This is a genomic window from Variovorax sp. LjRoot290 (genome assembly GCF_964253985.1).
Classification (GTDB): domain Bacteria; phylum Pseudomonadota; class Gammaproteobacteria; order Burkholderiales; family Burkholderiaceae_C; genus Variovorax.
In genome coordinates this window covers 3993471-4006172 of record NZ_CAXURW020000001.1, presented here as the reverse complement: position 1 = coordinate 4006172, position 12702 = coordinate 3993471, and the positions used below count along the sequence as shown (strand labels likewise).

The following is a 12702-nucleotide window of genomic DNA, read 5'->3' as shown; positions in this document are numbered from 1 at the left end:
ATCCCGGTGGCGGATACGGGAAGCAATGCCCGCCAGGACAGGCAAAAAAGGGCAACTGCTAATCCTGGTTTCGCTCTCGGCCCGGCTCGGCACGAATGGCCAAGGGCAATTGCCCTTCGGGACATCGCCAAAGTCCGGCCGCCCGCCCGTGTTCCTTGGTAGCCTCTGGCCTTTCTGGCCGGGCGCACGGTAGGACGGCCCTCGGCCAGGAGCAGACGGTCGCAAGTGGATGCCGGGACACGTCTTAGGCGCTCATTTTTCAGCATGGGAGTTCTGATGCCTGTACCCAGTGACCTGCGCCCCTTTGCGTACGTGCTCGCGGTGCCCGACCTCGAGCGAAATACGGCGTACTTCCGTGATGCACTCGGCTTCAGCGTCCAGTGGGGAGGCCGGTCGGACTGGCAACTGGTTTGCAGGGGGAGTGTCAGCGTCATGCTCGGTCACTGTCCAGACGCGCTTCTGCCCTCGGCGACAGGCGACCACAGCTACTTTGCTTACCTGCATGTCGACGATGCGCAGGCGCTGCACGACGAGTGGGTCGGTCGAGGGGCTATCGTGATACATCCACCCATCGACCGAGACTGGGGTATGCGTGAGTTCGCCGTCACTACGCCTGACGGACATCGACTTATGGTCGGGCAAGTGCTGCCGGCGGACTGAGGCCGATCACTGCCGCAATAGCAGCGCCGCGCAACACCACTTCGCTGGCCGCTGGATGGCATGATGGCGAAACCAGCGAGGTACAGCCATGACTGATCACCAGACTTACTTGGGCGGCTGTCACTGCGGAAGAGTCAAGTTCGAACTGCAAGCCACGGTCGCATACGCCATGGAATGTAATTGCTCCCTTTGTCGTCGCAAGGGTGCGCTGTGGCATGGCGCGTCAGACAAGACTCTGCGTATTGTTTCAGGTGAACAGGATCTGACCCTGTACCAGTTCGGAACATTGACCGCCAAGCACTACTCCTGCAGGCATTGCGGCATTTCGCCGTTCACTCGTCCGCGGCTGGACCCGGCTCGATGGGCCGTCAACCTCCGGTGCATCGATGCACTGGATCTCTCGTCGCTCGAGATTCGAAAATTCGACGGCGTGAACTGGGAAGAGGCGGCGAAAGCCATTTATGCGAAACCGAAATAGCGCCAAAGACGACCGTTCGCGGGCCAAGACCGGACATTCCCTAGCTCCTCCCAGTGCCAGATGACCCGTGAAATTCCAGAACTGCAGACACCGCGGCTTCGTCTTAGGGCGTGGCGAGACGAGGACCTGCCTCTTTTCGCGGAACTGAACGCTGACGAGCAGGTGAACCAGTACCTGCTCGGCCCGCTCACGCGAACGCAAAGTGACGCACTCGTCGGACGCATCACCGAGCACTTCCTCCGTGAAGGCTTTGGCTTCTGGGCGGTCGAAGCGCCGGGCGTCGCCAGCTTCATCGGAATGGTCGGCATTGCGATCCCCAGCTACACGGCACCTTTTGCACCGTGCGTCGAAGTGGGCTGGCGCTTGGGTTGCCAGTACTGGGGGCAAGGCTTCGCCACCGAGGCAGCTCGAGCAGCCCTGGAGTTCGGTTTCGAAAGCGTTGGCCTATCGGAAATCGTGGCGCTTACCGTGCCCGGCAACGCGCGTTCTCGTGCGGTGATGTCCAAGCTCGGGATGACGCGAACGGCCTCCGATGACTTCGAGCATCCACTTGTCCCTGCCGGTCACCAGCTGACAAGGCATGTCCTATATCGCTTGTCCAAAGAAGCATGGCTACGGACGCGCGGGCGCGCCGAAGAATTTGAGCGCACCGCTGCTCGAACAGGTCCGTGAGCTGCTGGTCCTGAGCATCGGCCTGTCGGCCTCGCTCCCCTGAAACTTTAGACTTCAGGCCCTGCAGCACACCGGAACGTGAATCAGCCCCCACCGCCCAGATTCGCGAGAAACGAACTCTTTCAGCGTAGGACCGAACCGCGATTTGCCGGCATGCCTGCGCTGCCGACCCTACGATAGCGCCCGGAGTCTAGTGAGAACTCCCAGGAGGTTCGGCCATGGATCATCGCGATGAGGGCCTCGAGATGGTGCCTCGCAATCTGGATGCCTGTCCTACGGGATCTTGCGCCCCGAAGGATCGAACGACGCTCGCGGCGGCGAACTTGCTTCGCCAAAACGGTAGCGCAGACATCCCCCCTTCCATGATCGACAAGCCTTGGTCACCCGCAAACGATGCAGAAGCGCAGCAAGCTGCGCTGAGGTCCATCCTGTTCAAGCATTGGGACGTAATCAAGGCCGAAGGCATCACGGCATCGCAGTTTGTCGACTTCCTGCAGCCACTTGCCGACCTCGACGGAATCACTGTCTCATATATTGACGGCGACGAAGATAACAACGAACGCGTGTACGACCACCGCCGCAGAGAGCCCGACGTTCACAGCCCGCGTTCGCAGGCTATCCCGTAGAAAAAACTGTCCAAAGAAGGCGCTGAACTTCGCGCTCGACGACCAGGGTCGCGTCCTGGATCGGGAGCGACTTCCTCGGACTGCGAACGCAGCCAGTGATCGGACGGCTTCCGTGCGCGCAGGCAGGGGCAAGCACAACGCCCCCTAGCCCGGAAATTTCACCAGTAGAGGGTCGGCAGCCTCGTGCCGGAGCGCGTTGACATTGGTATCTGACGCCAATTTCAACCGAGGACTGCCGATGCCAAAGTGTACCGATGGGACGATTGATTTGGGGCGTGTGGGTCGGCGGGTCATCGAGGCCAACTTCGAGGGCGGGGACATCGGTTCGGACGGCGGGGTCTTGCTGCTGCGTCGCGTTGACGAACGTATCGGTCTGAGCCGAGCGGCTGCGGCCGTGCTCAGTGATGCACGCGATCCGGCACGCATCACGCACAGCCTGCGCGACCTGCTCGCCCAACGCATCTACGGCTTGTGCTGCGGCTACGAAGACCTCAACGACCACGACACCTTGAGAGACGATCTGCTGATGCAGACCGCTGTGGGCCGGGTCGATGCGCTGGCGAGTTCGCCCACGCTCAGCCGCTTGGAGACCGGGGCCACGCGAGCGCAGGCAGTGGCGCTGCATGGCGTGCTCATCGAGCAGTTCATCGCCAGCCACAAGAGCCCGCCCGAAGAACTGGTGCTGGACATCGACGCCTCGGATGTGCCCTTGCACGGCGACCAGGAGCGCTGCGAGTTCCATGCCTACTACGACCACCACTGCTATCTGCCGCTGTACGTGTTCTGCGGCCAAGCCATGCTCGCATGCGTCTTGCGGCGCAGCCGCATCGATGGCGCCAAGAACGCCGCGGCGGTGATCAAGCTGCTGGTGCAGCGGCTGCGCCAGGCGTGGCCCGACGCGCGGATCATCGTGCGCGGTGACTCGGGCTTCTGTCGCCAGAGATTGCTGCGCTGGTGCGAGCGCTCGGGCGTGAACTACATCATCGGGCTGGCGCGCAACGCGCGGCTGGAGGCGACCGTGCAGTACGCCGAGGCGATGCTCGCCGACGAGTACGCGCGCACCGGCGCCAAGCAGCGGTTGATCGACGAGTTCGTCTACGCGGCCGACAGCTGGGACATCGAACGGCGCGTGATCACGCGCCTGGAGCACGGCAGCCAGGGCAACAACCCGCGCTTCGTGGTGACCGATCTTCAGGGCGATGCCATACAGCTGTATGAGCGGCTGTACTGCGCCCGCGGCGAGGCCGAGAACCGCATCAAGGAGGCTCAGCTCGATCTGTTTGGCACGCGGGCAAGTTGCCACCGCTTCGCGGCCAACCAGCTGCGCTTGCTGCTGGCCGCATTGGCCTACACGCTGATGCAACGGCTGCGCGAGTTCGCTCTCAAGGACACCGAGCTGGAACGCGCCGCCGCGGCCACGATCCGCGTGCGCCTGCTGAAGATCGGCGCGGCCATCGTGCGCAACACGCGCCGTGTGCGGGTACTGCTGGCTTCGCACCACCCGCTGCGCAGCGTCTTCCTGAGCGCAGCGCAGGCCCTCGCCCCCTGAAATCCATCCAGTGCTGTCCCCGGCACGCTGACAAACACCGGGGGTAAGGGGGTCGTGTGCCCAAAAACAGCCGCCACTCCATCCAGTAGCTCACACTGCACGCAAGACCACGCTCAATGGCCCTCAGCAGGCTCGGTCGACGGCACATCGGCCTGCTGGTGAAATATCCGGGCTAGCAGGCTGCTGAAATACCTCATTCGAAAGTCCCCCGTAAGTAGGCCTGGGGCGTTGTCTTTGCAGACCCACAAAACCTGCTCCGATGCGCGGCCCTGACACATTCACCGAAGGTTTGTTCACCATGAGACGGCTGGACGACTTCGTTCCCGCCGACCATCCGCTGCGCCGCATCCGGGTGATGGTCAATGAGGCGCTGGCCAAGATGGACGAGTTGTTCTCTCGGATGTACGAGGCCGACATCAAGGGCGGCCGCCCGAGCATCGCGCCGGAGAAGCTGCTTCGCGCGATGCTGTTGCAGATTCTGTTCAGCATCCGCTCGGAGCGCCAGCTCATGGAGCAGACGCAATACAACATGCTGTTTCGCTGGTTCATCGGCCTGGCGATGGACGACGCGGTGTGGGTGCCGACGGTGTTCAGTAAGAACCGCCAGCGCCTGATTGAGCACGACGCGGTCGTCGCCTTCTTCAACGAAGTGCTGGAGACGGCGGAGAACAAGGATTGGTTGTCGGGAGAGCACTTCAGCGTCGATGGCACGCTGATCCAGGCCTGGGCCGGACACAAGAGCTTCGTTGGCAAGGACGGTGACGACGATGGCGCCAGCGGCGGGGACTTCAAGGGGCAGCGACGCAGCAACGAAACGCACGAGTCGAAGACCGATCCCGATTCGAGGCTGTACCGCAAGGGCAAGACTGCCAGCGAGTTGCGCTACATGGGACACACGCTCACCGACAACCGTCACGGCCTGGTCGTTAACGCCATGGTCACGCAGGCCGACGGCTTTGCCGAGCGTGAAGCGGCCAAGGTCATGATCAGGGACGCACGTCAAGCCACCGCGAGTCCGGATACCGAGGTCACGCTGGGCGCCGACAAGGGCTATGACGCGGCCGAGTTCATCGAGGCGCTGCATCGCATGAAGGTCACGCCGCACGTGGCGCAGAACAAATCGGGGCGTCGCTCGGCGGTGGCCGACGAGATCGCTCGGAGCGAGGGCTATGCGATCTCGCAGCGCAAGCGAAAGCTCATCGAGCAAGGCTTCGGCTGGGCCAAGTTCGTCGGCCCCATCCGGCAGGTGATGGTGCGCGGCATCAAGAAAGTCGACCAGTTGTTCGTGCTGACGATGGCCGCCTACAACTTGGTGCGCATGCGGACCTTGGCAGAAGTCCGTCCGTTGGCCGCGTAGCGGGCCAGTGAGAGCCCCAAACGCGCCTCAAAACGGGGGAAACAGGGATGGCAGCGGACTTGGGACGCCGAAATCACAAGAATGCCGTCTTCAGTGCGCTGGGCGCCTTCGGCGTGCCTGGTACTTCAGCAGCCTGCTAGGGCCCCGTCTTGGTGGTCTTGCAGTTCTTCTGATCAGCGATCACGTCCGATAGATAGCTGACCGTACCCTCGCCTGCGACGCGATCAATTCTCAAATCGGCACGACCGGCTTCCTCTTGCCACTTGAGCTCAGTGTCGGAGATCGTGCATGGCTGCCCGTTGCAAGTTCGTGCGTCCAGGTCAATGCGGTTCGTTTTGTCGTCAAGCTGACCCAAGCGCTTGTGCCAATACTCACATTTCACTTCAAGCTTCTCGGCGCTCACCGTGGGCACCCCAAATGCCAGCACTGCGAGCGTCAACAAAACCCGAGCGTTAGTCATTGAGGCCTCCTTAGCGCTTTGTAGATCGGCCATAGCCCGACGGGCACACGATCAGTCTAGTCATGAGTCGCGAGCGACGCAAAAGCCGTAGTCGAGGGCGACGATGCGTAGCTTCGAGCGGCTACAGTCGGCCCCGTGCACACGAAGTGGACTGAAGCGAGCAGGCCGTTGCCGCGACCGCAGAAGCTCGAGTTCGATGGGCATTCATGATGGACTTCCTCGCGCATGGGTGCGGAGCCAGTTTGCCTGCCCGAAGGCGGCCTTGACATCCTCCATCTTGGGCTTGCGTTGGAGCGCGGACCTGCAAAATACTGGACGATCACCCAGGGCGGCCCCGAGCCGGATGCTTTCGCTTCAGTTCGGAATCACCATGGCTACCGACGCTAAGCTCGGCCGCATGGCGAGAAACATCGAAAGCACCGCGTGAATGGAAAGGACGAATCCCGATGACGGTGATCCAGCACAACCCGGAGGGCGTGTTTCCTCCCTACCGCTGCTACAGCCATGCCATGGAGATCAGGGGCGATTCGCGCCTTCTGGTCATCAGCGGACTCAACGGCTACCTCGCAGACGGGATCACCATGCCCGAGTCCTTCGAGGAGCAGGGCGATCTGATCTGGACCCACATGGGGACCATCCTGCGATCGGCCGGCATGGACTACCGGGACCTGGTCTCCGTTCGCACCTACCTGGCCGCGCCCGAGTTCGACGAGGCGAACGTGCGCCTGCGCGTCAAATACCTGGGCGACCATCGCGTGTCGCTGACGGTGGTCTGTTCGCAGTTGCTCGATCCGCGCTGGAAGCTCGAGATCGAGGCAATGGCTGCAAAATAGCCGGTATCGCGCTCTTTCAGGAGACACCCGTGGCCGTTGCTCCCCGCGCCCAGCCGGAAGACTTCTTCAGCACCGAGGAATGGCAGGCGCTTACCGCGCGCTCGTCGTGGAGAGGGCTGTGGGTGGTGGCGCACTGCTGGGCGGTGATCGGTGCGGCGATGGTGGCGCACCGGTTGCTCGAGCGCCGGGGTGTGACCGCACGAATGGAAACGCAGCCCGGCTACGCGAGCGTGCTGACGCTGGCCGCGGCCGCCTGAACCCGGCTTCGCGCGATGGCAGTGACCACCGAGAAAGTCACTCTCACCCGGGAGAAAGAAACCCTCCTCATCACGCTCTATGCCAAGGGCGAGGAGAGTCGGCTGCCCGATTCGCTGCTGCACGACCACTTCGCGGCCGAGGCAATGAGCCGCATCGACTACGACTTTTCCAAACTGCAGGTCAGTCGCGACGACATGATCGGGCTTGCGATGCGCGCCCACATCCTCGATGGCTGGACCCGCGAATTCATTGCGAAGTATCCGAGAGCGACGGTGCTGCATCTGGGCTGCGGCCTGGACAGCCGCGTGTTCCGGATCAACCCGCCGCCCACCATCCGATGGATCGACGTCGACTATCCGGAGGTCATCGCGCTGCGCCGGCGCCTCTATCCGGAGCGCGAGAACTACGCCCTGATCGGCGCGTCGGTCACCGAGCCCGGCTGGCTGGCCTCGGTGCCCTCGTACCGTCCGGCCATGGTCGTCGCCGAAGGGCTTTTCATGTACCTCGCCGAAGACGCGGTGCCGCAACTGCTCGCGCGGCTCACGCGGCATTTTCCGGGCGGCCATGTGGCCTTCGACAGCTTCAGCCGGCTCGGCCTGCAACTCGTGCGCTACCACCGGTCGGTGCGAGCCACCGGCGCCACCCTGCGCTGGAGCATCGACGATCCGCACGAGCTCGAACGCCGCATCCCCAAGATGAAACTGCTGACCGATCTGACGGCCTATGGCCCGAGCGGCTATGACCCGCAGCAGATCGCCAGGATGTCGTGGCCGGCGCGGATGGCGGTGCGGGTGTTTGCCATGGTCCCGCCCCTGGGCAGGCTCGGCCGGCTGCTGCGCTACAGCTTCTGAGGGTCATTGCGCGGCGACCACGCGCGACCAGCGCTGCGTCTTGCCGAAGAGCGGAATGCCGACATACGCGTGCAGCACCAGTTCGCCCGCGGGCTGCTCGGCGGTGCTGACCGTCATGTGGCAGCGGTAGGTCTTGCCGTTCTCGCGGTTGTAGATCTCGCCGCTCCATTCCGTGGGCGGCCGGGCGGCATCGCCGCCGTCGACCGGCGCGAAATCGCGCAGGATCGTCATGCCCAGCGCGGGGCGTGCATCGGCGGCTTCCATGGCCGCGCCCTCGCGGCTCATGGAGCGGTTGCCCAGCACCTGGGTGACCGTGCCGCAAAGTGCGGCGCCGCAGGGCGCGACCTCGACTTCGAGGTTGCCGTTGGCGGTGATCCAGCGGCCGCGCGGGTCGGCAGCCGCGGCGGGTTGCGCAGCTGCGTGCATGACGGTCAAGGCCAGGCTCAGTGCGAGAAAGGCAGGGCGGGAGAAGAGAGTCATGTCGGGCTCCGGAGTGTTGGAAGACGAGGGTTATTGGAGAGTGCGGTCGTATCGCGCGTGTGTCTCCCGCGAGGCGTTTCGTCACCTTGCATGTCCAGCCGGCCCCCAGACAAAGAGCGATACAAACGCGCATCGCGAGGGCTACGTGTTCTGCGCCGAAGCCCACGCGGCCCTAGAATCGTTACGGTCATCGACAGCAAAGGATTCGGTGTGAGAAGGTGGTTTGTGTTGCTCGCCCTGACTCCTGCCGCCGCGCAGGCCCAGACCGCTTGGTTCACTGTGACAGGCAATCCGGACGATGCCTCCGTCAACACGGTCCAGGTCGACCCGGTGGCGATCAAGACCGCGGGTGACTTCAAGACCATGCACGTGCGCGTGAGCCGCTCGGAGCCGCGGATCAACTGGGACGGCGTTCCCTACCGCTCCTACGAGTCGCGGGTTGTCTTCGATTGCCGGGCCGGCAAGGCCAGCTACCTGTACGCGAGCTACTACCTGGAGCCGCTGTGGCAGGGCGCGTCGCACAAGACCGTGGACTATGTGGGCAATCCGCGTCCCATGCTGTTTCGCAACATCGAGCCGAATCCCACCCAGCGCATCGTCCGCGCGGCCTGTCGCCCCAGCATCTAGGCAGCACACCCCGAACTGCGCAAGATTCGTCAAGCGCAGCGCAAGAGGGATCAAGCCGGACAGCGAAGGCCGGCGCACCATGGGGCCATGTGCGACTCATCCGGCAGGCGACCCATGGACTACTACCAAAGCACTCGCGAAACCGCCGCCGCCCTGCAGGCGCGGCAGGTGTCGGCCGTCGAACTGCTCGAGCGGTCGATTGCGCGCATCGAGCGCTTCGACCGCCAGATCAATGCCGTCGCCGTGCGCGACTTCGAACGCGCGCGTGCCGCGGCACAAGCGGCCGATGCGGCGCTGGCGCGCGGCGAGCGGCGTCCGCTGCTGGGCGTGCCGTTCACCGTCAAGGAGGCCTTCAACGTCGCGGGCCTGCCGACGACCTGGGGCATTTCCGGCACCGGGAAGGCGCTGGCGCCCGAGGATGCGGTGGTGGTCCGGCGCCTCAAGGCCGCGGGTGCCGTGCTGATCGGCAAGACCAACCTCGCGCTGCATCTGGCGGACTGGCAGAGCGACAACCCGCTCTACGGCTTCACGCGCAATCCCTGGGACGAGGGCCGCACGCCCGGCGGCTCGTCCGGCGGTTCGGCCGCGGCGCTGGCGGCAGGCTACGTGTCGCTCGAATTCGGTTCGGACCTGGCCGGGTCGCTGCGCGTGCCGGCGCATTGCTGCGGCATCTTCGCGCACAAGCCGACGCACGCCCTGGTGCCGATGCGCGGCTTCGCGCCGCCGGGCACGCCTGTGCTGTCGGTGAGCGCCGATGTCGATCTTGCCGTGGTCGGCCCCATGGCCCGGAGCGCGGGCGACCTGGCGCTGGCGCTCGACCTCACGGCCGGCCCGGACGATGACCGGGCCGCGGCCTGGCGGCTCGCGCTGCCGGCCGCGCGCCACGGCGCGCTGGCGGATTTCCGCGTGCTGGTGCTCGACACCCATCCGCAACTGCCCGCTTCGCAGGCCGTGCGCGCCGCGCTGGACCGCATGGCGGAGCGGCTCGCCAAAGCCGGCTGCAGGATCGCGCGCACGAGTCCGCTGCTGCCGGACCTGGCGCGGCTGGCCGCCACCTGGGGCACGCTGGTGGAGGCCCTGGTCGGCGCCGACATGCCCGATGCCGACTCGATCAGCCATCGCGATTGGGTGCATGCCGACCGCGCACGTGCCGTCTTCGCGCACCAGTGGCGGCAGTTCTTCGTGGAATTCGACGTGATCCTCTGCCCCGTGCTGCCCACCACCGCATTTGCGCACGACCACGGCGAGATGGAGAAGCGGCGCATCGTGGTCGACGGGCAAGCGATCCCCTACGGCGCCCAGTCGGTCTGGGCCAGCGTCGCCACGCTCACCGGCTTGCCGGCGACCGCGATGCCGATCGGGCTGGCCGAAGACGGCCTGCCGGTCGGCATGCAGATCGTCGGGCCGTACCTCGAGGACCGCACGACCCTTGCCTTTGCCGAACTGGTGGAGCGCGAGTTCGGCGGCTTTGTTGTGCCGCCGGGATTCGAGGGCTGATCCGGCATCGCGTCACGGCCGTTACACGTTCATCTGGTGGAATCACGGCCACTCCGCAACCCGGTAAGAACCAAGTGATGGTGAGGCAGCCAATCGTGCATCAATCTTCGGCGTGCGTGGACGCGTCCTTCGAACAGTGGACGCGCCTGACGGACGCCTATGCCAAGCAGTTCTTCCTGCTGCAGCGCGGCGTCCGCTCCGCGCGCGCCGAGGCCATGCGGCTGGCCCAGGAGCTTCAGCGCGTCAACCAGGCGATGCAGAGCGGCGCCTAGGGAGATCCGCGACCCGCACAATGGGTCCATGAAATCCGCAGCCCCCGCGCACATCGAACCGGCCGCGCTGGCGCACTGCCGCGAGATCGCGGAAGTCCACGTTCTTTCCTGGCAGCAGGCCTACGCCGGACTGATTTCCGCCGAGTATCTGGCCGCGCTCTCGGTCGACGGGCGCGAGACCGCTTGGCGCGAGGCCGTGGTCAAGGGCGCGCCGCAACTGCTCGTGGCCATGGCCGACGGCCGGGTGGCGGGCTTCGTCGCCTTCGGCCCTTCGCGCGACAAGGACGCGGCGCCCGGCACTGCCGAGGTCTGGGCGCTCTACCTGGCGCCCGCCTGCTGGTCGCAGGGCACCGGCCGTGCGCTGTGGCTCGCCGCGCTGGAGCGCATGCGTGCCGAGACCTGCACCTCGGTCAGCCTGTGGGTGCTGGCCGGCAACGAGCGCGCCCGGCGCTTCTATGCCGCCGCGGGCTTCACGCCGGACCCGGCCGCGGCGCGCGAGTTCACGATCGGCGGCGCGCGCGTGAGCGAGCTGCGCTATGTTCTGGCGCTGATGCCGGCGCCGCCGGATGGAAACATGACATGAGCACCTCCGCGACACCACCACGCCCACGCCCCTTGATCCTGCGCCATGCCGAGGTGCTGGTCACCATGGACGCCGCGCGGCGCGAGATCGCCGACGGCGCGGTGGTGATCGAAGGCCCCGCGGTCGCCTGGGTGGGCGCTACGGCCGAGTTGCCCGCAGCCTACGTCGATGCGCTGCGAAGCGGCCAGGCTGAAGCCATCGACCTGCACGGCCACGTCGTGATGCCCGGCCTGGTCAACACGCACCACCACATGTACCAGAGCCTCACGCGCGCCGTGCCCGAGGCGCAGGACGCCGAGCTCTTCGGCTGGCTCACGAATCTCTATCTGCTGTGGGCCCGGATCACACCCGAGATGATCCGCGTCTCCACGCAGACCGCGATGGCCGAGCTGATGCTCTCGGGCTGCACCACCACCAGCGACCACCTCTATCTCTTTCCCAACGGCTCGCGCCTCGACGATTCGATAGCGGCGGCCGAGGCGATGGGCATGCGCTTCCATGCCGCGCGCGGCAGCATGAGCGTGGGCAGGAGCCTCGGCGGCCTCCCGCCCGACGAGCTGGTCGAGAGCGAGGAGGCGATCCTCGCCGACAGCGAACGGCTCATCGGCCGGTACCACGACGCGGGGCGCCATGCGATGCGCCGCATCGTGCTCGCGCCCTGTTCGCCGTTCTCGGTCTCGCGCGAGCTGATGCGCCTGTCGGCGGAACTCGCGCGCGAGCGCGGCGTCTCGCTGCACACGCACCTGGCGGAGAACGACAACGACGTCGCCTACTCGCGCGAGAAGTTCGGCATGACGCCGGCCCAGTACGCCGAAGACCTCGGCTGGGTCGGCCGCGACGTCTGGCACGCGCACTGCGTGAAGCTGGACGAGGCGGGCATCGCGCTCTTCGGCCGCACCGGCACCGGCGTGGCGCACTGCCCCTGTTCCAACATGCGGCTCGCCTCGGGCATCGCGCCGATCGGCGCCATGCGCCGCGCCGGCGTGCCGGTGGGCCTGGGCGTGGACGGCAGCGCCTCCAACGACGGCGCCCACCTGCTGGGAGAGGCGCGCCAGGCCATGCTGCTGCAGCGCGTGGGCTACGGCCCCGCAGCCATGACGGCGCGCGAGGCGCTGGAGATCGCCACCCTTGGCGGCGCCCGCGTGCTGGGCCGCGACGACATCGGTGCGCTGGCGCCCGGCATGTCGGCCGACATCGTGGCCTTCGATCTGCAGGACGTCGGGCATGCCGGCGCGGGGCACGATCCGGTGGCGGCGCTGGTGTTCTGCCAGCCGGGCTCGGTGGCGCTGAGCGTGATCAACGGCCTTGTCGTCATCCGCGAAGGGGCGTTCGAGAAGCTCGAACTGAAACCCCTGCTGGCGCGGCACCGCAAGCTGGCGCGTGCGCTGTTCGAACGTGCGCGTCATCCGCATATTGCATAGGCAGGCGCTCAGTGCCGTTTCAGTTACCTGATTGCACTCGCGACAGCCGCTGTAACGGCGCTGACACCGCGACACTCT

The 12702-nt window shown here is 65.8% G+C and carries 16 protein-coding genes; 14 read left to right on the top strand and 2 right to left on the bottom strand.

Translation table 11 applies throughout. The annotated features are described in order from the left end of the window. Positions 1-276: 276 nt before the first annotated feature. The 6 genes from ACSQ9A_RS19940 to ACSQ9A_RS19915 all read left to right on the top strand — a co-directional run bounded on the left by ACSQ9A_RS19940 (position 277) and on the right by ACSQ9A_RS19915 (position 5342). Positions 277-660 (top strand): VOC family protein, encoded by a 384-nt coding sequence (locus tag ACSQ9A_RS19940; RefSeq protein WP_436304866.1) that lies wholly within the window; start codon positions 277-279, stop codon positions 658-660. 88 nt (positions 661-748) lie between these two features. Then, entirely contained in the window at positions 749-1138 is a 390-nt protein-coding gene (locus ACSQ9A_RS19935; protein ID WP_436304865.1) for a GFA family protein, read from the top strand. A 60-nt stretch (positions 1139-1198) separates the two neighbouring features. Then, entirely contained in the window at positions 1199-1810 is a 612-nt protein-coding gene (locus tag ACSQ9A_RS19930) for a GNAT family N-acetyltransferase (RefSeq protein WP_436290924.1), read from the top strand. A 218-nt stretch (positions 1811-2028) separates the two neighbouring features. Then, entirely contained in the window at positions 2029-2436 is a 408-nt protein-coding gene (locus ACSQ9A_RS19925) for a hypothetical protein (RefSeq protein WP_436304864.1), read from the top strand. 238 nt (positions 2437-2674) lie between these two features. Next, positions 2675-3985: an IS1380 family transposase gene (locus ACSQ9A_RS19920; RefSeq protein ID WP_436304863.1), complete on the top strand. Its 1311-nt coding sequence runs from the start codon at positions 2675-2677 to the stop codon at positions 3983-3985. A gap of 259 nt (positions 3986-4244) precedes the next feature. Then, a complete protein-coding gene (locus ACSQ9A_RS19915) occupies positions 4245-5342 on the top strand; it encodes an IS5 family transposase (RefSeq protein WP_436304862.1) in 1098 nt (365 codons plus the stop codon). Positions 5343-5478: 136 nt separating this feature from the next. Here the strand turns inward: ACSQ9A_RS19915 and ACSQ9A_RS19910 are convergent, their stop codons facing one another. After that, complete coding sequence (locus ACSQ9A_RS19910) at positions 5479-5802, bottom strand: hypothetical protein (RefSeq protein WP_436304861.1); 324 nt, start codon at positions 5800-5802, stop codon at positions 5479-5481. 446 nt (positions 5803-6248) lie between these two features. On the opposite strand from ACSQ9A_RS19910, the gene ACSQ9A_RS19905 reads away from it, so the two are divergent. The 3 genes from ACSQ9A_RS19905 to ACSQ9A_RS19895 are packed head-to-tail and all read left to right on the top strand — an operon-like array spanning position 6249 to position 7744. After that, a complete protein-coding gene (locus ACSQ9A_RS19905) occupies positions 6249-6635 on the top strand; it encodes a RidA family protein (RefSeq protein WP_093102911.1) in 387 nt (128 codons plus the stop codon). Between the two features lie 29 nt (positions 6636-6664). Continuing rightward, entirely contained in the window at positions 6665-6892 is a 228-nt protein-coding gene (locus ACSQ9A_RS19900; protein WP_436304860.1) for a hypothetical protein, read from the top strand. A 15-nt stretch (positions 6893-6907) separates the two neighbouring features. Continuing rightward, positions 6908-7744 (top strand): class I SAM-dependent methyltransferase, encoded by an 837-nt coding sequence (locus tag ACSQ9A_RS19895; RefSeq protein WP_436304859.1) that lies wholly within the window; start codon positions 6908-6910, stop codon positions 7742-7744. Positions 7745-7747: 3 nt separating this feature from the next. On the opposite strand, the gene ACSQ9A_RS19890 is transcribed toward ACSQ9A_RS19895, so the two are convergent. Then, the gene (locus ACSQ9A_RS19890; protein ID WP_436290928.1) at positions 7748-8224 is read right to left on the bottom strand and encodes a DUF2147 domain-containing protein; all 477 of its coding nucleotides are present in this window, start codon (positions 8222-8224) and stop codon (positions 7748-7750) included. Positions 8225-8449: 225 nt separating this feature from the next. Here ACSQ9A_RS19890 and ACSQ9A_RS19885 point away from each other — a divergent pair, with 225 nt between their 5' ends. From ACSQ9A_RS19885 to ACSQ9A_RS19865, 5 genes are all read left to right on the top strand, one after another. Beyond that, positions 8450-8851 (top strand): surface-adhesin E family protein, encoded by a 402-nt coding sequence (locus tag ACSQ9A_RS19885; RefSeq protein ID WP_436306330.1) that lies wholly within the window; start codon positions 8450-8452, stop codon positions 8849-8851. Positions 8852-8965: 114 nt separating this feature from the next. Beyond that, entirely contained in the window at positions 8966-10348 is a 1383-nt protein-coding gene (locus ACSQ9A_RS19880) for an amidase family protein (protein WP_436304858.1), read from the top strand. Positions 10349-10443: 95 nt separating this feature from the next. Then, a complete protein-coding gene (locus ACSQ9A_RS19875) occupies positions 10444-10620 on the top strand; it encodes a hypothetical protein (protein ID WP_436304857.1) in 177 nt (58 codons plus the stop codon). A 28-nt stretch (positions 10621-10648) separates the two neighbouring features. After that, positions 10649-11203, top strand: coding sequence for an N-acetyltransferase family protein (locus ACSQ9A_RS19870; RefSeq protein ID WP_436304856.1), 555 nt, complete (start codon positions 10649-10651; stop codon positions 11201-11203). Then, a complete protein-coding gene (locus ACSQ9A_RS19865; protein WP_436304855.1) occupies positions 11200-12624 on the top strand; it encodes an 8-oxoguanine deaminase in 1425 nt (474 codons plus the stop codon). The genes ACSQ9A_RS19870 and ACSQ9A_RS19865 overlap by 4 nt, the downstream gene beginning before the upstream one ends. The last annotated feature ends 78 nt before the right edge of the window (positions 12625-12702 follow it).